This window comes from Nonlabens sp. (assembly GCF_039941875.1).
Taxonomy (GTDB): domain Bacteria; phylum Bacteroidota; class Bacteroidia; order Flavobacteriales; family Flavobacteriaceae; genus Nonlabens.
On sequence record NZ_JBDVDQ010000003.1, the window covers coordinates 527,727 to 550,419 of the forward strand.

22 protein-coding genes and 1 riboswitch are annotated in these 22,693 nt (G+C 34.6%); of the genes, 19 read left to right on the top strand and 3 right to left on the bottom strand.

The features are described from left to right. The first annotated feature begins 3 nt into the window (after nucleotides 1–3). From proC to argH, 6 genes are read left to right on the top strand one after another with little or no spacing between them, the layout of a single operon-like run. Nucleotides 4–804, top strand: coding sequence for a pyrroline-5-carboxylate reductase (gene proC, locus ABJF08_RS02750; protein WP_348114512.1), 801 nt, complete (start codon nucleotides 4–6; stop codon nucleotides 802–804). Continuing rightward, the gene (locus ABJF08_RS02755) at nucleotides 801–1,925 is read left to right on the top strand and encodes an aminotransferase class III-fold pyridoxal phosphate-dependent enzyme (RefSeq protein WP_348114513.1); all 1,125 of its coding nucleotides are present in this window, start codon (nucleotides 801–803) and stop codon (nucleotides 1,923–1,925) included. The genes proC and ABJF08_RS02755 overlap by 4 nt, the downstream gene beginning before the upstream one ends. Then, nucleotides 1,922–2,860 (top strand): N-acetylornithine carbamoyltransferase, encoded by a 939-nt coding sequence (locus ABJF08_RS02760; protein WP_348114514.1) that lies wholly within the window; start codon nucleotides 1,922–1,924, stop codon nucleotides 2,858–2,860. The genes ABJF08_RS02755 and ABJF08_RS02760 overlap by 4 nt, the downstream gene beginning before the upstream one ends. Further along, entirely contained in the window at nucleotides 2,860–3,636 is a 777-nt protein-coding gene (argB, locus tag ABJF08_RS02765; RefSeq protein WP_348114515.1) for an acetylglutamate kinase, read from the top strand. Before ABJF08_RS02760 ends, argB begins: the two co-directional genes overlap by 1 nt. Next, nucleotides 3,636–4,700 carry a M20 family metallo-hydrolase gene (locus ABJF08_RS02770; protein ID WP_348114516.1) on the top strand — a complete coding sequence of 355 codons (1,065 nt, stop codon included), beginning with the start codon at nucleotides 3,636–3,638 and terminating at the stop codon, nucleotides 4,698–4,700. Before argB ends, ABJF08_RS02770 begins: the two co-directional genes overlap by 1 nt. A gap of 10 nt (nucleotides 4,701–4,710) precedes the next feature. Beyond that, nucleotides 4,711–5,985, top strand: coding sequence for an argininosuccinate lyase (argH, locus tag ABJF08_RS02775; RefSeq protein ID WP_348114517.1), 1,275 nt, complete (start codon nucleotides 4,711–4,713; stop codon nucleotides 5,983–5,985). A gap of 50 nt (nucleotides 5,986–6,035) precedes the next feature. Here the strand turns inward: argH and ABJF08_RS02780 are convergent, their stop codons facing one another. Beyond that, nucleotides 6,036–7,094, bottom strand: coding sequence for an isocitrate/isopropylmalate family dehydrogenase (locus ABJF08_RS02780; protein WP_348114518.1), 1,059 nt, complete (start codon nucleotides 7,092–7,094; stop codon nucleotides 6,036–6,038). Between the two features lie 224 nt (nucleotides 7,095–7,318). Between ABJF08_RS02780 and ABJF08_RS02785 the strand changes: the two genes are divergently transcribed. The 4 genes from ABJF08_RS02785 (at nucleotide 7,319) to ABJF08_RS02800 (ending at nucleotide 12,625) form a co-directional block, all read left to right on the top strand. Continuing rightward, entirely contained in the window at nucleotides 7,319–8,866 is a 1,548-nt protein-coding gene (locus tag ABJF08_RS02785; RefSeq protein WP_348114519.1) for a hypothetical protein, read from the top strand. Nucleotides 8,867–8,966: 100 nt separating this feature from the next. After that, a riboswitch (SAM riboswitch) is annotated at nucleotides 8,967–9,087 on the top strand. Nucleotides 9,088–9,214: 127 nt separating this feature from the next. Beyond that, complete coding sequence (locus ABJF08_RS02790) at nucleotides 9,215–10,507, top strand: O-acetylhomoserine aminocarboxypropyltransferase/cysteine synthase family protein (RefSeq protein ID WP_348114575.1); 1,293 nt, start codon at nucleotides 9,215–9,217, stop codon at nucleotides 10,505–10,507. Beyond that, complete coding sequence (locus ABJF08_RS02795; RefSeq protein WP_348114520.1) at nucleotides 10,508–11,518, top strand: alpha/beta fold hydrolase; 1,011 nt, start codon at nucleotides 10,508–10,510, stop codon at nucleotides 11,516–11,518. A gap of 21 nt (nucleotides 11,519–11,539) precedes the next feature. Continuing rightward, nucleotides 11,540–12,625, top strand: coding sequence for an aspartate kinase (locus tag ABJF08_RS02800; RefSeq protein WP_348114521.1), 1,086 nt, complete (start codon nucleotides 11,540–11,542; stop codon nucleotides 12,623–12,625). Nucleotides 12,626–12,689: 64 nt separating this feature from the next. On the opposite strand, the gene ABJF08_RS02805 is transcribed toward ABJF08_RS02800, so the two are convergent. Beyond that, the gene (locus ABJF08_RS02805; protein ID WP_348114522.1) at nucleotides 12,690–13,895 is read right to left on the bottom strand and encodes a GAF domain-containing sensor histidine kinase; all 1,206 of its coding nucleotides are present in this window, start codon (nucleotides 13,893–13,895) and stop codon (nucleotides 12,690–12,692) included. Nucleotides 13,896–14,594: 699 nt separating this feature from the next. On the opposite strand from ABJF08_RS02805, the gene ABJF08_RS02810 reads away from it, so the two are divergent. The 9 genes from ABJF08_RS02810 (at nucleotide 14,595) to ABJF08_RS02850 (ending at nucleotide 22,048) form a co-directional block, all read left to right on the top strand. Next, nucleotides 14,595–15,002 (top strand): Rrf2 family transcriptional regulator, encoded by a 408-nt coding sequence (locus tag ABJF08_RS02810; protein ID WP_348114576.1) that lies wholly within the window; start codon nucleotides 14,595–14,597, stop codon nucleotides 15,000–15,002. 413 nt (nucleotides 15,003–15,415) lie between these two features. Next, a complete protein-coding gene (locus ABJF08_RS02815) occupies nucleotides 15,416–15,703 on the top strand; it encodes a DUF2061 domain-containing protein (protein ID WP_348114523.1) in 288 nt (95 codons plus the stop codon). Further along, entirely contained in the window at nucleotides 15,666–16,292 is a 627-nt protein-coding gene (locus ABJF08_RS02820; protein ID WP_348114524.1) for a phosphoadenosine phosphosulfate reductase family protein, read from the top strand. Before ABJF08_RS02815 ends, ABJF08_RS02820 begins: the two co-directional genes overlap by 38 nt. After that, on the top strand, nucleotides 16,288–17,187 hold the full coding sequence (cysD, locus tag ABJF08_RS02825) for a sulfate adenylyltransferase subunit CysD (protein WP_348114577.1): 900 nt from the start codon (nucleotides 16,288–16,290) through the stop codon (nucleotides 17,185–17,187). Before ABJF08_RS02820 ends, cysD begins: the two co-directional genes overlap by 5 nt. A gap of 11 nt (nucleotides 17,188–17,198) precedes the next feature. Then, nucleotides 17,199–18,434: a GTP-binding protein gene (locus ABJF08_RS02830; protein ID WP_348114525.1), complete on the top strand. Its 1,236-nt coding sequence runs from the start codon at nucleotides 17,199–17,201 to the stop codon at nucleotides 18,432–18,434. 145 nt (nucleotides 18,435–18,579) lie between these two features. Next, the gene (locus tag ABJF08_RS02835) at nucleotides 18,580–19,647 is read left to right on the top strand and encodes an NAD(P)/FAD-dependent oxidoreductase (RefSeq protein ID WP_348114578.1); all 1,068 of its coding nucleotides are present in this window, start codon (nucleotides 18,580–18,582) and stop codon (nucleotides 19,645–19,647) included. Continuing rightward, entirely contained in the window at nucleotides 19,648–19,968 is a 321-nt protein-coding gene (locus ABJF08_RS02840) for a 2Fe-2S iron-sulfur cluster-binding protein (protein WP_348114526.1), read from the top strand. Nucleotides 19,969–20,129: 161 nt separating this feature from the next. After that, nucleotides 20,130–21,236, top strand: a complete 1,107-nt coding sequence (locus tag ABJF08_RS02845; protein WP_348114527.1) for an acyloxyacyl hydrolase — start codon at nucleotides 20,130–20,132, stop codon at nucleotides 21,234–21,236. Then, on the top strand, nucleotides 21,233–22,048 hold the full coding sequence (locus ABJF08_RS02850; RefSeq protein ID WP_348114528.1) for a head GIN domain-containing protein: 816 nt from the start codon (nucleotides 21,233–21,235) through the stop codon (nucleotides 22,046–22,048). Before ABJF08_RS02845 ends, ABJF08_RS02850 begins: the two co-directional genes overlap by 4 nt. Here ABJF08_RS02850 and ABJF08_RS02855 read toward each other — a convergent pair whose 3' ends face one another. Further along, complete coding sequence (locus tag ABJF08_RS02855; protein ID WP_348114529.1) at nucleotides 22,049–22,654, bottom strand: DUF2911 domain-containing protein; 606 nt, start codon at nucleotides 22,652–22,654, stop codon at nucleotides 22,049–22,051. Nucleotides 22,655–22,693: the final 39 nt, after the last annotated feature.

The window sequence follows — 22,693 nt, forward strand, 5'->3', positions numbered from 1 at the left end:
ACTATGAAAATAGCCATAATAGGAACAGGTAATTTAGGACGCTCCATCGCAAAGGGATTGATTCATAATAATGCAATCACCACACTGTATTTAACTAAAAGAAATTTAGAGGAACTAGAGTTTTTTCAAGATTATTCTGATGTGTTTTTAACTGCAGATAATGAAGAAGCGATCAAGAAATCTGACATTATCATATTTGCGGTACAGCCAGCACATTTTACTGATATTCTAGAAACAACTAAAGATTTATTTAACGAGAATCATGTGTTGATATCGACGATAACTGGTTTTACGGTAGATAAAATAGAGGCAATTGTAGGTTCAGATCAGCATGTGATTAGAGCAATGCCTAATACAGCGATAGCGGTTGGTAAATCGATGACCTGTCTGTGTCATAATGAAAAAGGTGCTCGTAGAATAAACGTTGCTCAGGCTATTTTTAATCGATTAGGAGCAACATTAGTTATTCCAGAAATACAAATGCAAGCTGCAACAGTAGTTTGTGCTAGTGGAGTAGCTTTCTGGATGCGATTAATAAGAGCAAGTACACAGGCGGCGATTCAGTTAGGTTTTGACGCTAGCGAGGCACAATTGTTAGCCATGCATACGGCAGAAGGTGCTGCAAGTCTATTGATAACAACAGGCAATCATCCAGAACAGGAGATCGATAAAGTTACCACGCCCAAAGGTTGCACCATAGAAGGTTTAAATGAGATGGAGCATAAAGGATTGAGCAGTTCCCTTATTCAAGGAATGATCGCTTCTTTTCAAAAAATTAATACGATTAAAGAAAAACAGATATGAGTTTATTTGAAGTATATCCACTTTTTGATGTGACGCCAGTGCGTGCACAAGATGTTTATGTCTATGATCATAATGATGTCGAGTATCTAGATTTGTACGGTGGTCATGCGGTTATTTCTATAGGTCATTCTCATCCAGAATATGTAAATAATATAAGTGATCAGGTTTCTAAGTTAGGCTTTTACAGTAATGCAGTTCAAAACCCATTACAAAAAGACCTTGCTCATCGATTAGTTGACTTTTCTGGTTGTAAAGATTACCAACTATTCATGTGCAATTCTGGTGCAGAGGCAAATGAAAACGCCTTAAAACTAGCTTCTTTTCATAATGGAAAGCATAAAGTGATAGCTTTTAAAAATGGTTTTCATGGTCGTACATCTGCTGCGGTGGCGGCTACAGATAATGCAAAAATTATTGCACCATTAAATGCACAACAAGAAGTAGAAATTATTGAGTTAGGAGATTTAGTGGCAGTAGAAAAAGCGCTAGATAAGAATAACGTCTGTGCGGTAATTGTAGAATGTATTCAAGGAGTAGGTGGTCTAGATGAAGATACTACTTTGTTTTATCAAGGTTTACAAGCTTTGTGTCGACAGTACAATACTTGTTTTATTGCAGATGAGGTGCAGTCTGGTTTTGGTAGAACTGGTGACTTTTTTGCATTTCAAAAACATGGACTAGAACCAGATATTATTTCTATTGCAAAAGGTATGGGAAATGGATTTCCTGTAGGAGGTATTTTGATCCATCCACAAATTAAAGCTTCTTATGGATTGTTGGGAACGACTTTTGGTGGTAATCATCTGGCATGTACTGCGGTTTCTACAGTGCTAGATGTTATAGAAAAGGAGCAATTAATGGATAATGCAAAAGCTGTTTCTGCTCACTTTTTAAAAAGAGCTCAAGAATTACCGCAGGTAAAAAATGTAAAAGGCCGCGGATTAATGTTAGGTCTAGAATTTGATTTTCCCATTGCGACATTAAGAAAGAACATTCTTTTTAATCATCACATTTTTACTGGTAGTGCAAAGAATCCTAACGTGATAAGAATATTACCGCCATTAACGATTAAAGAATCTCATATCGATTTATTCTTTGACGCTTTAAAAGCCGAATTATGAAAAAATATACAGAACTTAAAGATATAAAAGACCTCTCTCAACTAGTTAATGAGGCAATTGCAATAAAACAAACACCATATGAATTTCAACATCTAGGTAAGAATAAAACTCTAGTGATGTTGTTTTTTAATGCCAGTTTAAGAACACGATTAAGCACAGAAAAAGCAGCAAAGAACCTAGGTTTAGAAGTGCAAATATTAAATGTAAATGATTCTTGGAAACTAGAATTTGACGATGGAACGGTTATGAATGCAGACACTTCTGAGCATGTTAAAGAAGCTGCGCAGGTCATTTCTCAATATGCAGATGTGATTGCGGTAAGAGCTTTTCCTTCTTTAGTGAATAAAGAAAAGGATGCTCAAGAAGTAGTCTTGAATAGTTTTATTAAATATGCATCAGTACCTATTGTAAATATGGAAAGTGCAACCGCTCATCCTCTACAAGCCCTTGCAGACGCTATTACGATGGAAGAATTGAAAACCAAGAAAAATCCCAAAGTGGTCATTTCTTGGGCGCCACATCCTAAGGCATTACCACAAGCGGTAGCAAATTCATTTATCGAAGTGATGCAAATGGCAAAGGTAGATCTTACAATTACGCATCCGCAGGGATATGAATTATCTGATGCGATTGTAAAAGATACACCGGTGATTTATGATCAGGAAAAAGCTTTGAAAGAAGCCGACTTTGTCTATGTGAAAAACTGGAGCAGTTATACTGATTATGGTAAGATTTTAAGTCAAGACGCGAGCTGGATGATGACTCAGGAAAAATTAGGTAATGCAAAATTTATGCACTGTCTTCCTGTAAGAAGAAATGTTGTGGTAGAAGATGCTGTGCTAGATAGTGAGAACTCTATCGTCATCCACCAGGCTAATAATAGAACCTATGCAGCTCAAGTAGTTTTAAAAAATATTTTAGAAAACTTAGAATAATGGAACAGCTTAAAGTTATAAAAATAGGTGGACACATTATCAATGACCAGCAAGCACTAGATGATTTCTTAACCACATTTAGTGCAATAAAAGGATTAAAGGTTCTTATTCATGGAGGTGGAAAAGTAGCTACAGAATTAGCTCAAAAAATGAATCTTGAGGTAAAAATGATCGATGGTCGTCGCATCACCGATTCTCAAACACTGGACATTGCCACTATGGTTTATGCTGGTAAAGTAAATAAAACCATTGTAGCAAAATTACAAGCTAAGCAGTGCAATGCTATAGGATTTACAGGAGCCGATGGTAATACCATTTTGTCTAAAAAACGAGATGTAGAAGAGGTAGATTTTGGTTACGTAGGTGATGTTGTAAAAGTAGATACAGAGATTGTTGAGGTGTTGCTTTCGCGAAAGCGTACTCCAGTATTTTGTGCCATAACGCACGACGGACATGGGCAATTATTAAATACAAATGCAGATACTCTTGCTGCTGAACTCGCTATTGCACTAGCCAAAAACTATGAAACAGAACTGTATTACTGTTTTGAGAAAAAAGGGGTTTTACAGAATATCACAGATGAAGATTCTGTAATTAAGAATATCAACTTAGAAAGCTATAAAGATTTAAAATCTCAAGGAATTATCGCTGACGGAATGCTGCCTAAAATGCAAAATTGTTTTCATGCTATTCAAAATGGCGTGCAAAAAGTATGTGTAGGATTGCCGGATATGCTTCAAAATTCAAACAGTTTATTCACTACAATATGGAACTAATGAAACATCAATATTTAAAAAAAGAGGCTCTAGAGTTGTTGAAAAAAATGATTGAAACACAATCGTTTTCTAGTGAAGAAGAGGGAACTGCTTTACTGATAGAATCGTGGTTTAATGATCATGAAATTCCATTTAAAAGAGACCATCATAATATATGGGCGACTAATAAATATTTTGAAAAAGGGAAACCTACGTTATTATTAAACTCACATCACGATACGGTACAACCCAATAAAGCCTATATTAAAGATCCATTTAAGGCAATAGTTGAAGATGGTAAATTGTACGGTCTAGGCAGTAATGACGCTGGTGGTTGTTTAGTTTCTTTAATCGCTACGTTTACTCATTTTTATAACCAAAAAGATCTAAAATATAACCTAGTCATAGTCGCTAGTGCCGAAGAGGAAAGTAGCGGTCCCAATGGATTAAATAACATGCTAGATATTATACCGCATATAGATGTTGCTATTGTGGGCGAGCCTACTTTAATGAATCTAGCAGTTGCTGAAAAAGGATTGGTCGTTTTTGATGCCAAAGTAAAAGGTACTCCAGGACACGCTGCTCATCCTAATGATAATAATGCGATTTATAACTCTATCGAGGTTTTAAAATGGTTTCAAGATTTTAAGTTCGAAAAATCGTCTGACGCATTAGGTGACGTAAAAATGACGGTGACTCAAATTAAAGCCGGCGTGCAACATAATGCTGTACCATCACAGGTAGAGTTAGTAGTAGACGTAAGAGTTAATGATAAATACAGCAATCAAGAAATTGAAAAAATGCTAAAAGAACAGTCGCCATGTGATGAGATTACTGCTCGAGGTTTACGATTAAATTCTTCTTCTATTCCTGTAGAGCATGAGCTGGTGCAAGCAGGAATAGCGATGGGAAGAACCACTTATGGATCACCTACTTTATCAGATCAGGCGTGTTTAAGTTGTCCTTCTTTAAAATTAGGACCTGGTGATAGCACACGATCTCACAGTGCAGATGAATTTATATATCTAGAAGAGATTGAAGAAGGCATCGACATATACATCAATTTATTAACGAATATTTTTTAAAGATAGAATTATGAAACTTTGGGATAAAGGAATTGCGATAGATAAAAAAATGGAACAATTTACAGTAGGTAATGATCGCGAGATCGATCTACATATTGCTCCTTATGATGTAATAGCATCTCGTGCACATGCTAGAATGCTAGCAAAGATTAATATCATTTCTAGCGAAGAGTTAAAACAATTAGAATCTGGACTGGACGCCATTGCGTTACAAATAGAAGATGGTACTTTTATTATTGATGATCAGTTTGAAGATGTGCATTCTAAAATAGAACACGAACTGACCCTACAACTGGGAGAAGTAGGGAAGAAGATTCACACTGCAAGATCTAGAAATGATCAAGTTCTTGTAGCATTACAGTTGTATTATAAAGAGGCGCTCGGGCAAACTAAAGCTAGTGTAAAAACATTGTTTGATACATTATTAGAATTGGCCGACACATATAAAAATCAATTGTTACCAGGATATACTCATTTACAGGTAGCGATGCCGTCATCATTTGGTTTATGGTTCTCTTCTTATGCAGAGTTGCTGGTGGATGATGTTTATATTCTAGACGCTACGATGCGTATTGTGGATCAAAATCCGTTAGGAAGTGCCGCCGGATATGGAAGCTCTTTCCCTATAGATAGAGAATTTACGACTCAAGAAATGGGTTTTGCAGCGTTAAAGTATAATGTAGTGGCTGCGCAATTAACTAGAGGTAAAAATGAGCGAAGCATTGCTGCTTCTTTATCAAACGTGGCTAATACTCTTTCCAGATTTGCGATGGACATCTGTTTATACATGAGTCAGAATTTTGGGTTTATAAGTTTCCCAGATGAGTTGACTACCGGTAGTAGCATCATGCCACATAAAAAGAATCCTGATGTTTTTGAATTGATACGTGGTAAGTGTAATAAAATACAAGCTTTACAAACCGAAATGTTATTGATAACAAACAATTTACCTAGTGGTTACCACAGAGATTTTCAATTACTTAAAGAGAATGTGATCGCTTCTTTTATAGAATTAAATGACATTCTAGAGATCTTTAATTATTCAATAAAGAAGATTATAGTAAAGGAAATTGATCTTAATGATGATAAATATCAATACTTGTTTACCGTAGATAATATCAATAATCTAGTGGTAGATGGGGCGTCTTTTAGAGAAGCCTATAAAACAATAGGTGAGCAGGTCGAGAATGGAACTTATGTTCCCGATACATCAAAGCACCATACCCATTTAGGTAGTATTCATAATCTAGGATTAGATCAAATAAGAAATAAATTTCCTGATTAATTATTAAGAACGAAGAGGTGTAGTATCTTTCTACACCTCTTCGTTTTATTTTAGATAATCGTGCTTTGTCCTAAATGTATATTTTTAAAGTTTGCATTAGAATCATGCGGATTCATAATGAAATCTGCAATGAAGTCGCCTACTTTGTTAGTGGTGATGTTGTTATAGGTAGAGTTTAAGTCTGGCGTGGTAATGTTAAGTTCTAGAGAACGGTTTACAGCAGTTTTAACCATTTCTGACTCACTATAAAGTCCAAAGTGTTCTAATAACATTGCGGCACTAAGTATAGAAGCTAATGGGTTAGGGTTTTTATAATCAGTGTCATTTAAATGATTATGAATTGTTGGGAAAAAAAGAGATTGCTTTTGCCCTATGTAACTAGTGGAATGTAAGCCGATGGAGCCAGTCAAAACACTAGACTGTTGAATCAATACATTACTAATTACACGTTCTGTTAAAACGATATCAAATAAGTTAGGAGTTAATAGGAGTTGAGTAACAGCATTTTCTAAATTAGTGATGTCAAATTTTATTTCAGGATACTGTAGAGATAAATGACCAGCTACTTCACTCCATAGAGCAGATACTTGTGATGAGCTAGATTTATTTATAAGTGTTACTTTTTTACCTCTGGTTAGCGCTGCTTTAAATGCTTTTTTTGCAACAAGTTCTATCTCTTGGCGAGTATTTTCATTGGAATCAAAGGCATAATTGTTATTCTTAGAAGTGTGTTTCTCATTTAACTCGTTGCTTAAATTCAATTCGTTAAAAAACAAAATATTTGTTCCCGATATAACTTCCTTTTTAAGAGGAGAGTTTACAGTCAAAGATTGATAGCTCTTCACAATGGTAGAGCTTGCGTATACATTTAATTGTGCACGCAGCGTTTTACTTTGTAAAAACGAATCATTACTAGCTAAAATAGCGTCACTACTTTTACATAATTCTATGCCTTTTTTTAATGAAGAGTCTTCATCATTTAGGTCTGCAATTTTAAATAAAATTTGATGATCAAATTCTAATGCAATGGCATTTAATACTTTTATTGATTGAGTGGTTACTTCTGGGCCGGATCCATTATGGGGTACTACTGCTATGTTTAATCTCATTCTCTCTACTTATTTAATTTAAATCAATAGATTATTACCCTATTAAAATATTGATTTAAAGATTTGCTTTTACATTAAAGCTGATATTATTTCTTTATTGTATTACTAAGTTATATTTTGGACTATTCTTACTAACACATTAAGTCAGTATTTTACGATGTCCAACTAGGTTTTATGTTGTGTAATTTGTTGTAATAAAGTTAGTTGTATTAATAATTTAGTCGATGACAAAAGATCAAAAAGATGGGCTATTTACACTGGTTAAATCATTAACCAAGTCAGAAAAGCGTCAGTTTAAATTATACGTAGGGAGACTGGATGTTAATACAGATTCAAAATTCTTGAATCTGTTCATGCATCTAGATAAAGCTACTAGTTATAATGAAAAACAAATCTTGAAATCTACTGATATTCAAAAAAGACAATTAGCAAACGTAAAAACACATCTTTACAAGCAAATTCTAATAAGTCTTAAAACAAACCCTGCCCATCAAAATATAAGGTCTCAAATTAGAGAACAATTAGATTTTGCGTCTATTTTATACCATAAAGGATTATATAAACAAAGCTTAAAAATACTAGATAAAGCAAAAGAGTTAGCAGTTGCCCACGAAGAGAAGAATCTTGCTTATGAAATTGTAGAATTAGAAAAGATCATAGAATCACAATACATTACTAGAAGTATAAGTACTCGTACAGCGCAACTTACTACGCAAGCTAGAGAGCTGAGTAATTCTAATATAATAGCAAGCCAGCTTTCTAACCTTTCTTTACACATGTATACCGAGTTTATTAAAACAGGTTGTGTAAAGGATAAAGAAGAAAGTGAAAAGGTAACCGTTTATTTTCATGATCATTTACCCACATATGAATTTGAGGAATTAGGATTTAGAGAAAAACTATGGTTGTATAAAGCCTATTTGTGGTATAGTTTTTTGATGCAAGACTTTTTGAATTGTTATAAATATTCATCAAAATGGGTCGATTTATTCTATCAGGATAAAAAGATGATAGTTCTTAATCCTGTGTTTTTCATTAAAGGAAACCATTATTTACTAGAGTCACTTTTTTTCTTAAAAGAAAAAGAAAAATATCAGTCTACTTTAGATCAATTAGAGAAAACCATTACTGCAAAGAGTTTTCCTAAAAATGAAAATCTAGAAGCGCTTAGTTTTTTATATATTAATCTCAATAGAATTAGTCAGTATTTTATAGATGGTAGTTTTAAGGACGGATTACCATTAATATCAAAAGTGGAACAAGATCTCTTAGGATTTAAAGACCGTCTGGATGAGCATCACCAAATGGTGTTTTATTACAAATTTGCTAGCATGCATTTTGGGGCTGGAAATTATTCAGAAACTATTTTTTACCTTGATAAAATTATCAATAATAAAACACTTACCATGCGAGAAGATCTGTTGTGTTTTTCTCGTATTTTAAGTCTTATTGCTCATTATGAAGCTGGTCAAGATGAACATCTTGAAACTTATTTAAGAAGCGTATATAAGTTCTTAATCAAGATGAATGATCTGTATGAAGTGCAAAAAGAAATGATCAAATTTATACGAGGTTTACAAGATATTTATCCTCATGATTTGAAAAAAGCTTTCCAAGATTTGCTTCTTAAACTTAAAAATTATGAAAATCACCCTTATGAAAGGCGTGCCTTTTTATATTTAGATGTTATTTCTTGGTTAGAAAGCAAGGTTTTAAATGTTCCTATAGATCAGGTCGTTAGAGATAAGTATTTGACTAATTCAAGAATTTAAAACCTTTACCCTATTAGATTGGTAGGATAAAAATTTGTTAAAAATTTGGAAATAAGAATAAGTTTTCTGAATCTTTACACTCACGTTCATAACCATACTGAAATTATCAAGAAAGGACGAGGGAACAGACCCATCGACTCCTTAGCAACCCTTTATTTATGTCGACAATAAATAATGAAGGTGCTACATTCTGCTCACAACTTTGTGAGACGAGATGATACAAACGCATAGTAGGTTATACTACCACAAGTTTCTTTTTTGATTTTATTTTCTGGATTTTTTCAGAGAATAAATCCGTATTTCTAATTGGTTTTGAGCATAACTCAATTTTTAATTTTTAAAGAAACAATTATGTCTCAAAAATTTTCAACAAACGCACTTCATGCAGGTCATGATTTTAAAAACAATGGTGGTACAAGAGCAGTGCCTTTGTATCAATCTACTAGTTACGTGTTTAACAACAGTGATCATGCGGCAAACCTATTCTCGCTAGCAGAGCCAGGTTTTATTTACACAAGAATTAATAACCCTACGGTAGATGTTTTAGAACAGCGTCTAGCAGCACTAGAAGGTGGGATAGCAGCCGTTGCAACCGCTTCTGGAACAAGTGCTATTTCTACGGCATTGCTTACCTTACTGAGAGCAGGAGACCACATTGTTGCCAGTAACTCACTTTATGGCGGTACTTATAATTTGCTTTCTGTGACCTTACCACGTTTAGGTATTACAACCACGTTTGTAAATCCTAATGATAAAGATGCTTTTACTAATGCAGTACAAGAAAATACTCGCGCCATATTTGTAGAATCGTTAGGAAATCCTAAACTAGATGTTCTAGATCTTAAAAAAATAAGCGAGCAATCTAGAGAAGCTCGTGTACCGCTTATCGTAGATAATACAGTGGCTACACCTTATTTACTTAACCCTATAGAACATGGTGCTAACATTGTAATTCATTCACTTACTAAGTACATAAACGGTAACGGTACTGCACTAGGTGGGATTATAGTAGATGCAGGAACCTTTGACTGGACTAATGGTAAATTTCCAGAATTCACAGAGCCTAGTGCTGGTTATCATGGTTTGGTATATAGCGAGGCGCTAGAAGCAGCAGCCTTTATCGCCAAAGTGCGTATAGAAGGTTTAAGAGATCTAGGTGCTGCCATCTCTCCATTTAATGCATGGCAAATTATTCAAGGTCTAGAAACACTGCCGCTTAGAATTGAAAGACACTCTAAGAATGCGTTAGAATTAGCAACATGGTTACAAAGTAGAGAAGAAGTAGAATGGGTTAATTATCCTGGTCTAGAAACTAGTAATTATCATGATCTGGCAAAAGAGTACTTGCCAAAAGGTCAAAGTGGTGTAGTTACATTCGGCCTAAAAGGCGGCTATGAAAGCGCAAAAAAAGTAGTGGATAGCACAAAGCTTTTCTCGTTGTTAGCAAACATAGGCGACAGTAAATCTCTTATAATTCATCCGGCTAGTACAACACACCAGCAATTAAGTGATGAGGAGCAAATAAGTAGTGGAGCTACTAAAGATTTAATTCGTCTTTCTGTAGGTTTAGAAGATGTTTCAGATCTAACTGCAGATCTTGAAGAAGCCTTTGCTACTATAGATAAAACAGTACTTGCATAAATGGCTCACAAGCTAAAACACATCGAGCTTCCTGATTTTAAATTAAGATCGGGAAAGGTGCAAGATATTAGTGTTTCCTATCAGATTTTTGGGCGTGCGTTACATACCGCGCCCATCATTCTGGTTAACCATGCGCTTACAGGAAACTCTTCTGTAACGCAGTGGTGGAAAGAGCTAGTAGGTGATAGTAGAGTTATAGATACGACTCAATTTACCATTATCGCCTTTGACATACCTGGTAATGGATATGACGGTAACATCGATCATTTAATATTTAATTATCAGGACTGGACATTGTTTGATGTAGGTTCCGCTTTCGCGAAAGCGTTACACATATTAAACATTTCCTTTATAGATTTAGGAATAGGAGGCAGTATAGGTGGTGCGATATTGTGGGAAATGCTAGCGCAACAGCCTGAATTATTTGGTACCATAGTACCTATCGCTGCAGACTGGAAAGCGACTGACTGGATTATCGCCTGTTGCCACGTACAAGAAAATATACTCGCGACTTCTACAAAGCCAGTAGAACTAGCAAGACAACATGCGATGACATTCTATAGAACGCCGATAGGTTTAAATTCTAAATTTGGAAATGTAAAGGAAGAAAATTCTTTTAAAGTTCAAAAGTGGTTGGACTATCATGGAGTAGAGTTAAAAAAGAGATTTTCCCTACCAGCCTATAGATTGCTCAATAGATTATTATCTAGTGCACAAGCCAGTACAGATAACCAAATAGCGTCTACGATTGCAGCTTCTCAAACAGCCATAGAGCTAGTTGCCATAGATAGCGATGGACTATTTATAGCCCATGAAGATAGAAAGACGTACCATTTATTAAAGCGAGATCGGGATATTAATTATCACGAGATCACTTCTATTCATGGGCACGATGCTTTTTTAATAGAACATGATCAGGTACAAGAAATTCTATGTCAGATTATAGAAAGTCGTTTACCTAAAACATCAAAATCGATTTGTAATAAAATCAGATTGCTTGAAACAATTTAGTGATCTATCCAAAACTCACAAATGAAACAAATACATTTATATATATTCGGAATAGGGAACGTGGGCAGTACGTTGATTAATCAAGTGCTGCAATCGCATTCCTTTTTTAAAAACAAACATAATTTAGACCTTAAAATTATAGGTCTTGCAAATTCAAAGAGAGTACTTATTGATCCAAAAGGGATAAATCAAAAATGGAAAGAAGATTTTAGTTCTATTTCTAAAGTCAGGGAAAATGATAGTTTTTATAAAATTGAAAACTTGCATGAAGCAACTAAAATAGCAATAGATGCCACGGCAAGTAAAGAGGTATCTCAATATTATCCTGAATTATTAGACCATGATTTTAATATTATTACGGCTAATAAGATTGCAAACACATTATCGCAGTCCTTTTATGACGTCATACGCACAGCTCTTAAAAATAAAGGATTACAGTTTGAGTACGAGACTAATGTAGGTGCAGGTCTACCTATAATTAATGCGGTACGAGATCTCTATAATAGTGGTGAGCAACTGTTTGCTATTAATGGTGTTTTTTCTGGATCTTTGAGTTACATTTTTAACCGTTTTAGTGAAGAGAATAAGCCATTTTCTGAAATAGTAATCGATGCATTAAAAGATGGTTATACAGAGCCAGATCCTAGAGAAGATCTATCTGGTAACGATGTGGCTAGAAAACTATTAGTACTTGCTCGAGAAGCAGGGTTAAAACTAGAATTTGACGATATAGAAATTGATAACCTAGTTATTCCTTCTTTGAGAACAGCCTCGCTTAATCAGTTTCTAGACCAAGTAACTTTGTTAGATGAGGTGTTGCAGGAAAAGAAAGATGCACTCACGAGCGATCAAGTATTACGACATCTAGGTGAGCTAGATGTGGTTAATGGAGTGCTTAAAGTATCGCTTAAAGCTGTACCTAAAAGTAGTCCAGCTGGGCAGTTAAAAGGCAGTGATGGCTTCTTTGAAATTTATTCAGAAAGTTATGCGTCTAATCCGCTGGTGATAAAAGGTGCTGGTGCTGGTAGAGAAGTAACAGCCAGAGGTTTACTGTCCGATATTATTAAGGTGAGTAAAACTTGTAAAGAGGTGTTAATTACTATATAAACCAGTATCTATAATTTATTGGATTTATGTTCCGCTTTCGCGAAAGCGGAACATGAATCATAATTTATTGAGCAACACTAAATGTAAAGGTGGTGTTTTTGCCAAGTTCAGAGTTTACTGAAATTTCTCCTCCTAATTTTTCTACCAGTTGTTTTACGGTAGAAAGGCCTATACCGTGACCTTTTTGTCCCTCACGGTCATATTCACCTACGGTAGAGAATAGGTCAAATATAGAGTCTAACTTATCTGCAGGTATACCTCGACCGTTATCTGTGACTTTAAAAATGTAATGACTATCATCTAGATTGATGCTTAAATCTATAACGGTTTCTTCTTTGTCATTATACTTAATACTATTTCCTATTAAATTTAAAAATATTTGCTCAAGAGCAACGCGGTTGCAGTGAATAGTATGATTCACTTCTGGCAGGTGAATGTCGCAATGGTGCTTTATATTGATAAGCTCTATAATGTTCTCTAGAAGATCATTAACATCAAAGCTTTTACGGTCATCTACATTATAAGATGAGCTCTCGTAATGAGCAAGAATATTTGTAATATAATCACTTAATGACAGTGACGATTTTTTTAGGTAACTAAGGTATTCTCTACCAGAATCATCTAGAATACTAGAGTATTTTTTATTTAAAATATCAGAAGTCACAATAAGATTAGCCAGTGGCATTTTCATATCATGTGATACGGTACCTGCAAAATTTTTTAAAAGGTCATTGTGCTTTTTCAAATGAGATCTAGACTCTTTAAGTTCTGTGTTGAGTACGTGTAGTTTTAGGAGTTCTTGAACCTGTTGGGCTAGATTGAGCAATCCTTTTCTTTGTTTATCGTTTAGTTTTTTAGGCTTGTTATCTAATACACAGAGAGTTCCTAACGCAAATCCTGTCTGGTCTAGTATAGGTACACCGGCATAAAATATTACAGGATTATCCTTATCATGGGCTAGTGGATTATTTTTAAACCTAGGGTCTTCTAGTGCGTTAGGGATTTCCATTAACTTACTAGGATTGTGAATAGCGTGTGCACAAAAACTAACCTCTCGTGGTGTTTCACAAACTGCCATACCTAGGTTAGATTTAAACCACTGTCTGTTCTCGTCTACTAGAGAAATTACCGCGTTACGAGTGCCACATATATAAGATGCTAGTTCTGTAATATTATCATATTGTTGTTCTGGTAAAGAATCTAGAATGTTAAGGCTTTCTAAGGCCTTCATTCTAGCTTTTTCATTAAGTGGCAATGGTGCTGCAATCATAAAGTGGAATTCGTGGTTTTTGCAGTTCTATGTTTGATGTAAAACTCATTCAAAGTTAGGCTTTACGACTGGTGTTCGAGCTAGATGAAGACTTGTTTTCGATAATGTGATGTTTTGGAAAATATTTATTTTCAGATGTTTAGGGGAATAACGTCTGTGTTTTTTTGTAAGAAAAAAAATGAAAATATTTTCATTTTTAATTTTAATTGAGTCGTAACCTTAAATAATGTTTTAAGGATCAACAGTTTTTAAATATTTTCTAAAATTTTATTTGTAGGAAAAAGTATACAGTTAATTCGTTTATTATATCTTTTTTGAATAAATAATCAGTCATAATTATTAATTTTAACCTTGTCGTTCATCGATTAATTATTAATATTTTAAGTGGTTTTGTTTAACTTTTGTTGTTTCTTAAAGTTTTATTTCGTGTCTAAGAGCTTCTATTTGTACTTGTCATTAATGAACTACTCAAATTAAAACAGAAATAATCGGACCGTATAAAATCAATAGAGATTTATTTTACTTTAAATATATTTATCTCTGATGGAAGGAATTTGTTTTGCAATCTGGATACAACGGTAAGTATAAAGAATATGAAGGTAAACTAGGTTAACATAAATACGAAGTAAGAGACGGTTTTTGAAGAAAGAAACGTTTATATCTATTAACGTAGAATCTAAGAATGTATTAAATTTGGGAATGCTATCTAGAAAAACAAAATACGGTATAAAAGCGCTCACCTACCTTGCAAGACAAGAAGATCAAGTGCCCACGTCTATTGCTACTATTGCAGAGTCAGAAAAAATCCCTCATAAATTTCTTGAGGCTATTCTTTTAGAACTGCGCAAGAACAGTATACTGGGCAGTCGCAAAGGAAAAGGTGGTGGTTATTATCTTATGCAATTACCAGAGAAAATAAGAATGTCTACGGTACATCGCATTTTAGAAGGTCCTATCGCTATGTTACCTTGTGTAAGTCTTAATTTCTATGAAAAGTGTGAAGACTGTGTGGATGAAGATGCATGTTCTGTTAATAAATTAATGATTCAGGTAAGAGATAATACGCTCGCTATTTTAGAAAATCAAACACTCCATGATTTGATCTAAATATGCTGTAATCATAGAAATAATCAGTTTTGTGTGACAGGATTATCAAATCCTCAAAATTTAATTGGCAAAATATTAATACGATATTATCCTATAAGGCTTGTAGGGTTTAAAAATTGTTATATATTTGCAGTGTTAAGTTTTAACAATAGTTTTGGATAGGTCACACAACGCGAGTAGCTTACGATATTAAGATGGGCTGTTTTCTTATTATAACTGCTCGCGGCTGGCCGTTCAAAAACAATTATTCTCCATCTTCTTAGATGGATTTTTTGTTTCTACTAGTTTCTAATTTTCTACAGCATATTAAAAGATTAAAAAATCACTCCAAATATTTATTTAAATAATTACTCTACTAACCCTATAGGGTAAAAGTTTATTTATTTAGTTTTGCATGTTAAATAAAAGTTCCTTTGATTTTAGATAGAATTTATAAACCTGATTTTCTTGATAATGCAAAATCTAGTGATCCTAACTGGAAAATTGCACTATGGAAAACAATAAGCTGGCGTGTCATAGGTACATTAGATACCATAGTGATATCGTGGTTACTTACTTCCAAGATAGATATAGCACTTACTATAGGAGGTATAGAGGTTTTTAGTAAAATGGTTTTATACTTCATTCATGAACGTTTATGGGATAAAATCACAAATCCAAATAATGAAAAAAATAAACAAACAGTCCGTACAAAAGTTTAATGAGGCTCTTAAAAATGAGCAGCCTTTGTATAGAGTTAGCCAGGTACTAGAAGAAGCGGTGAACCCTATTATAACAACTAATTTTAGACCTTATGAAGTGGCTATTCTTCATTTGGTAACACAAGTAAAGAAAGATATACCAGTCATTTGGTGCGATACAGGTTATAATACTATTCAGACTTATAAACATGTAGAGTATGTAAGAGAGTTACTTGATTTAAATCTCAAAATATATGTACCTAAGCAATCTGTAGCATATAGAAATGTAATTATGGGAATTCCTGATTTGGATAATCCATCCCATGCTCTTTTTAGTGAACAAGTGAAGTTAGAACCTTTTAAACGTGCGATGAGTGAATGGAGTCCAGACGTGTGGTTTACGAATCTTAGAAAAGGACAGACCGCATTTAGAGATTCTATAGATGTACTTTCTTACGGTGCAAATGACGTTCTTAAGGTATCTCCTTTTTATGATTATGATGATAACCAACTGGACGAATACCTAGAACAATATAATTTAAAAAACGAACTCAAATATTATGACCCAACAAAAGTTGTCGAAAATAGAGAATGTGGAATCCACAATTAATATGCTTCTAGAGCCTAATTTATTAGAATCCGAAGCTATTTATATCATTAGAGAAGTAGTAGGTCAGTTTGAAAAGCCAGTTTTATTATTCTCCGGCGGTAAAGACAGTATCACATTAGTACATCTTGCTCATAAAGCTTTTTATCCAGCGCCCATTCCTTTTCCTTTATTGCATATTGATACAGGTCATAATTTCCCTGAGACCATTTCTTTTAGAGATGAGTTAGTAGAAAAACTAGGTTTGAAATTAATTGTAGCACATGTTCAGGACGATATAGATGCTGGGATTTCAAAAGAAGAATCTGGACGTTATGCCAGTAGGAATTTATTACAAACGGCTACTTTACTTAATGCTATTGAAGAACATGGTTTTGATGTTTGTATAGGTGGTGCTCGTAGAGACGAAGAAAAAGCCCGAGCCAAAGAACGTGTTTTTTCTGTACGTAATGAATTTGGAGAATGGGATGAGAAAAATCAAAGGCCAGAGGTTTTTGAATTACTTAACGGTACCATAGATCATGGGCAAAATGTTCGCGCATTTCCATTATCTAACTGGACAGAACTAGATGTGTGGAATTACATAAGGTCAGAAAAAATAGAGATTCCTAGTATTTATTTTGCTCATGAACGCGAGGTTTTTATTAGAGATAGTATGATCTGGTCAGTGTCTCCACATGTTTATAAAGATGAAGATGAGGTGACTCAAAAAAGTTGGGTGCGATTTAGAACGGTAGGAGATATGAGTTGTACCGCGGCGGTATTCAGTCATGCGACAGAAATTGATGCCGTTATTGAAGAAATTACAGATAGTACAATTTCTGAACGTGGTGCTAGAATAGATGATAAACGTAGTGAAGGTGCGATGGAAAAACGCAAGCAACAAGGCTATTTTTAAAAGAAAGAATTATGAAGAATGTGCTTAAAATAGCAACAGCAGGAAGTGTAGATGATGGTAAAAGTACTTTAATAGGTAGACTGCTGTATGAAACTAAATCCCTAGAAGAAGATAAATTACAAGCGATTGAGACCAGTAGTAGAAATAAAGGTTATGATTACTTGGACTTTTCTCTAGCAACAGATGGTTTAATAGCCGAAAGAGAACAAGGTATTACGATAGATGTAGCGCATATTTATTTTTCTACAAATTTGCGTAGTTATATCATTGCAGACACTCCTGGTCATGAAGAGTATACTAGAAATATGATTACAGGAGCTAGTAATAGTGATGTTGCCATCATATTAGTAGACGCTAGAAGAGGTAAGCTGCCACAAACAGAAAGGCATTTTTTAATCAATCATTTGTTACTTACTAATCATATTATTGTTGCGGTAAATAAAATGGATCTGGTTGATTATAGTGAAGAAGTATTTTTAGATATTAAGAAAACTATTGAAGAACTTGCAATAGAATATCCTGATGCAAATAGAACGATACATTTTGTTCCTATATCTGCACTTAAGGGAGATAATGTTATAGAACCTTCATTAAATACCTCATGGTATAATGAAAAGTCTGTTTTAGATATATTAGAAAATATAGAGGTTAATAATACCTTTAATACCGTTTCTTTAAATATTCAAAATGTAATAAGACCCAAGACAGAACAATACCACGATTTCAGAGGGTATGCTGCTACAGTGCGAGGTGGAGACCTTTCTGTAGGTGATGCCGTAGAGGTAGTCGCGTCTAGTCAGAAATCAACAATAAAAAGTATTTATCTAGCAGGAGAATCTTTTCAAACAGCTAGAGAAGAGTCGGCTGTAATAGTAGAGTTAGAAAATGATATTAATGTAACTAGAGGTGATTTCTTAATAGTAGGAAGTGATAAATATGTAAAGCAAAAAAACATAGAAGCACAATTATGCTGGATGGATCATACTGCTCTATCAGAAAGATCTACCTATCTTCTACAACAAGGTACTTCTAGAGTACGATGCAAATTAAAAGTAAGCGGTAAAAAGTTAATGGAGAATCATCGCAATGAGACAGATACTTTAGCGATAAATGATATAGGTACCGTAAGCGTTAAAACCAGTAAGGAGATTATAGGGACCTCTTATGCAACAGATAAGAATTTAGGAAGATTTATAATTATAGATGAAAAAACAAACAACACTGCAGGCGTAGGTTTCATCTTATAAATTCAACATAGATTAATTTATTTTATTAAGAAAAATCTAAATGATTTCATGTTTAGATTTTTCTTAATCATTTGCTTAACACGTTATTGATCACGACCTTTGCAATAGCCACATTATAGGCATACAAGTTGCTATGGAACAAGACATGATCACTACAGATATTTTAATAATAGGTGCAGGGCCTACAGGTTTATTTACCGTTTTTGAAGCAGGTTTATTAAAACTTAAATGCCATCTTATTGATGCACTAGCACAACCAGGTGGACAGTGTTCAGAGCTGTATCCTAAAAAACCTATTTACGACATACCTGGCTTTCCAGAGGTTCTCGCTGGCGATCTTGTAGATAATTTAATGAAACAAATAGAGCCTTTTCAACCTGGTTTTACTCTAGGTGAAAGAGCTGAAGAGATAGAAAAACTAGAAGATGGCACATTTATAGTTACTACTAGTAAAGGCACAAAACACCACACAAAAGTAGTTGCCATAGCCGGCGGATTAGGTTCTTTTGAACCACGCAAACCTGCCATAGAAGGAATTGAAAAGTATGAAGACAACGGTCTAGCATACATGATAAAAGATCCAGAAGTTTATAGAGATAAAAAAGTTGTTATCGCTGGTGGAGGAGACTCAGCACTAGACTGGTCTATTTTTCTTGCAGACGTTGCTTCTGAGGTGACATTAGTACATAGAAGAGAAGAATTCCGTGGAGCGCTGGATAGTGTAGAAAAAGTTCAAGATCTCGTAGATGCCAAAAAAATAAGACTTGTTACTCCTGCTCAAATTCTTGATGTAAAAGGTGAAGAAAAAGTAGAGTCTGTATTATTACAACATAATGACGAGGCAAAACGTATGGAGGTTATCGAGTGTGATGCTTTTATACCTTTATTCGGTCTTGCGCCTAAATTAGGACCTATAGCAAATTGGGGATTAGAGATAGAGAAAAATGCGATTAAAGTAGATAATACCCTAGATTACCAAACTAACATACCTGGTATTTATGCCATAGGAGATGTAAATACATATCCAGGAAAATTAAAACTGATTCTTTGTGGTTTTCACGAAGCAACATTAATGTGTCAAAGTGCTTACCAACGCATCTTTCCAGATAAACGCTACGTGATGAAATACACGACTGTAGGCGGTGTAGACGGTTTTGATGGTACTCGCAAGGAGGCAGAAAAAGCGGTAGTTAAAAAAATAGGGAACAAATAAATGCAAGACGTTAATATTACCATTATAGATAGAGAAGGCGTAGAGCATAAAGTTCTTGCACCTACGGACATGAACATGAATCTCATGGAAGTATGTAAGTCTTATGATCTACCAGTACAGGCAGTTTGTGGCGGTATGGCTATGTGCGCAACCTGTCAGTGTTATGTGATAAGTGATCACGATCTAGGAGAACGTAATGATGACGAGCAAGCCATGCTTTGGGAGGCCGAGAACGTAAAAGAGAATTCACGTCTAGGCTGTCAGGTTCCTATTACTGAGGCTTTAGATGGATTAGTCGTAGAACTAGCGCCAGAAGATTAGAAAACTTATTTTCATAAGTATACCATAGCAACTAGCAAGATGTAACTGTATTTATCTAGCTAGTTGCTATAATTTTATCCATTAATATTTTTTTCTTGTTCTTTATCGATTTAAACTTAAATCATTAGAACTAACTGACCTTTCCTTGTAGCTTCGTTCACATGATGAAAAGGTATATTATTGTGTTTGTTTTTCTCGCTTTCGCGAAAGCGGTAACCGCACAATCTACGTCGCAATTTCCAAAAATAGCCACGCTAGACGTTTCTTATATGAACGGTACGATTCTAGAACACAATCCAGATATTTCTCATTTAATCACAGACCATCCTACAGGAATATTATTAAGTTATAATCGCAAAACATTTGGAGAAGAGGAGTGGCAGTCACGTTTTGGTTTTCCTGATTGGGGTTTTAGTGCAGCTTATCAAGATATGAAAACGTATGAATTAGGAGAGGCTTATAGTGCCTATGCACATTATAATTTTCATTTCTTTAATCGCAATTTACAGCTTAGAATAGGGCAAGGGCTGGCCTATGTGACAAAACCATTTGATGCGATAGAAAACCCACGCAATAATGCCTATGGTTCTAGAATTACAAGTACTACCTATTTAAATGCGGTCTATAGAAAAGAAAATCTGTATAAAGGATTAGGTTTTCATGCAGGTGCAACTATCATACATTATTCTAATGCTAATGTGCGTGCACCTAATAATTCCACTAACACTTGGTTTTTTCAAGCAGGTTTAAATTATACGCTCAATCGGGAGAATATACCAGAATTTAAGGTTTGGGAAAAACGTAAATATTCAGAACCTATACATTATAACATAGTAGCAAGAATGGGTTTTAATGAAAGTGATTACCGTGGCAGCGGTCAGTTTCCTTTTTATGACTTTTCTTTTTATGCAGATAAACGTATCAATATAAAAAGCAGTTTACATGCAGGTACAGAGCTTTTTGTAAGCGAGTTTCTTAAAGAATATAGAGATTACTTAGCAAATAGTTTTCCCGAAGAAGGAATTACTGGAGATGAAAATTTTCAAAGAGTGGGAGTTTTTATAGGTCACGAACTTCATTTAGGTAAAACTAGTGTAATCACACAATTCGGTTATTATGTGTACTGGCCTATTCCCTTTGAATCTAGAATTTATAATAGAATGGGTTTACAGCGCAGGCTTACCGATGACATTTTTGCAAGTGTAACTTTAAAATCTCATGGCGCCGCTGCCGAAGGGGTAAGTGTAGGAATAGGATATAGATTATGAGGGAGAAAATAAATTTAAAAGCGAAAGTAACTCTACCACCTAGGACTAAGATTCATTTTTTAGGAATATTCTTATGTGTCTTTATAGTAGCAGGAATAATAGGTTGTGATTCTGAAGATGGATTAAATTGTACACAAACCGCAGGTGAATTAATAGAGCAAGAAGTAACAACGACTGCGTTTGATAAAATCTTAATTTATGAACGCATGAAGTTGATCGTTAAAGATGGACCTGTTCAAAAAGTAGTGATTAAAACGGGATCAAATTTATTAAATGATATAGACGTCACCGTAGAGGATAATAGACTAGTGGTGGTTAATAATAACGGTTGTAACGTCGTTAGAGAATATGGTATTACTATCATAGAAGTTACCTCGCCTAACATAACAGAGATAAGATCTAGTACTGGTGAGGATATTTCTTCTGACGGTGTTATAGGCTGGGATACGCTAACCTTATTATCTACAGACGGTCCAGAAGAAGATTTCTATCATTCTGATGGAGATTTTAAGCTAGATTTAAATGTCCAGAACTTAACTATTAATACCGATAATATTAGCAATTTCTATCTTTCTGGTAATGTAGTAAACGCAAATTTGAATTGGGATAAAGGTGATGGGAGATTAATCGCACCAGATCTAGTTATCCAGAACGCACAGATATTTCACCGTGGGACAGCTTCATGGAATATGGATGTAAAACAAAACATCGCCGGAACCATTTCTGGATACGGCGATGTTATTTTAAAGGAACGACCTACAACTATCACTGTTCAAGAAACATGGCGCGGTAGGTTAATTATTCCTGAATAATTACTTTAAAACAATAGGAAGCTCAGCTCTGTAAGTTCCCCATCCTGCTTTTAAATGTACTGTGTTGTCCTTTTTTGGAGAATAAAGTGCGATACTTAATTGCTCTAAACTTTTACCGTCGTTAGTAGCAGGAACGGATACCGTTACTATATCTAGGTTTGCTTTATGAGAATAGTTACCCCATCCATCATTTTCAGTATTGATGTGGAAAGTCCATTCTTTTTCAGTAGGAGTTACTACTATAGAGTAACGACCAGCCTTAACCAGTTTACCACCTATCATAGCATCTGTCATTAAAAGAAGCTCTGTACTTTCATTTGCACCTAGTCTCCATGACTTACCATATTGAGTAATACCATCTTTTTTGTTCTCAGTAGTTCTAAAAACGTTACGACCATTAAGAGCTGGACGTCCATAAAGAACTCTAATTTTAGGCTCTGCAGCCATTTTAGCTTTTTCAGTTTTTGCAAATGCACGGTGTGCCGCTCCAGATGGAAAGAATGCAGCATCCATAGGACTCTTATCTAATTTTAATTTAGTAAGATCTTGTGCAAAAAGAGCACTACTAGAAAGTACTACTGCAAGTAATAAAATGTATTTTTTCATGATTGTGTTTTTATGAGCTCTAAAAATAAAGACTACTTA

What these genes read in the sequence shown, in the direction of transcription:
- ABJF08_RS02840 (WP_348114526.1), top strand. Translation starts at nt 19,648, where the DNA reads ATGCAAGACGTTAATATTACCATTATAGATAGAGAAGGCGTAGAGCAT.
- argB (WP_348114515.1), top strand. Translation starts at nt 2,860, where the DNA reads ATGGAACAGCTTAAAGTTATAAAAATAGGTGGACACATTATCAATGAC.
- ABJF08_RS02845 (WP_348114527.1), top strand. Translation starts at nt 20,130, where the DNA reads ATGATGAAAAGGTATATTATTGTGTTTGTTTTTCTCGCTTTCGCGAAA.
- ABJF08_RS02780 (WP_348114518.1), bottom strand. Translation starts at nt 7,094, where the DNA reads ATGAGATTAAACATAGCAGTAGTACCCCATAATGGATCCGGCCCAGAA.
- ABJF08_RS02755 (WP_348114513.1), top strand. Translation starts at nt 801, where the DNA reads ATGAGTTTATTTGAAGTATATCCACTTTTTGATGTGACGCCAGTGCGT.
- ABJF08_RS02785 (WP_348114519.1), top strand. Translation starts at nt 7,319, where the DNA reads ATGACAAAAGATCAAAAAGATGGGCTATTTACACTGGTTAAATCATTA.
- argH (WP_348114517.1), top strand. Translation starts at nt 4,711, where the DNA reads ATGAAACTTTGGGATAAAGGAATTGCGATAGATAAAAAAATGGAACAA.
- ABJF08_RS02805 (WP_348114522.1), bottom strand. Translation starts at nt 13,895, where the DNA reads ATGATTGCAGCACCATTGCCACTTAATGAAAAAGCTAGAATGAAGGCC.
- ABJF08_RS02810 (WP_348114576.1), top strand. Translation starts at nt 14,595, where the DNA reads ATGCTATCTAGAAAAACAAAATACGGTATAAAAGCGCTCACCTACCTT.
- ABJF08_RS02770 (WP_348114516.1), top strand. Translation starts at nt 3,636, where the DNA reads ATGAAACATCAATATTTAAAAAAAGAGGCTCTAGAGTTGTTGAAAAAA.
- ABJF08_RS02760 (WP_348114514.1), top strand. Translation starts at nt 1,922, where the DNA reads ATGAAAAAATATACAGAACTTAAAGATATAAAAGACCTCTCTCAACTA.
- ABJF08_RS02800 (WP_348114521.1), top strand. Translation starts at nt 11,540, where the DNA reads ATGAAACAAATACATTTATATATATTCGGAATAGGGAACGTGGGCAGT.
- ABJF08_RS02855 (WP_348114529.1), bottom strand. Translation starts at nt 22,654, where the DNA reads ATGAAAAAATACATTTTATTACTTGCAGTAGTACTTTCTAGTAGTGCT.
- ABJF08_RS02835 (WP_348114578.1), top strand. Translation starts at nt 18,580, where the DNA reads ATGATCACTACAGATATTTTAATAATAGGTGCAGGGCCTACAGGTTTA.
- ABJF08_RS02830 (WP_348114525.1), top strand. Translation starts at nt 17,199, where the DNA reads ATGAAGAATGTGCTTAAAATAGCAACAGCAGGAAGTGTAGATGATGGT.
- ABJF08_RS02850 (WP_348114528.1), top strand. Translation starts at nt 21,233, where the DNA reads ATGAGGGAGAAAATAAATTTAAAAGCGAAAGTAACTCTACCACCTAGG.
- ABJF08_RS02795 (WP_348114520.1), top strand. Translation starts at nt 10,508, where the DNA reads ATGGCTCACAAGCTAAAACACATCGAGCTTCCTGATTTTAAATTAAGA.
- ABJF08_RS02820 (WP_348114524.1), top strand. Translation starts at nt 15,666, where the DNA reads ATGAAAAAAATAAACAAACAGTCCGTACAAAAGTTTAATGAGGCTCTT.
- proC (WP_348114512.1), top strand. Translation starts at nt 4, where the DNA reads ATGAAAATAGCCATAATAGGAACAGGTAATTTAGGACGCTCCATCGCA.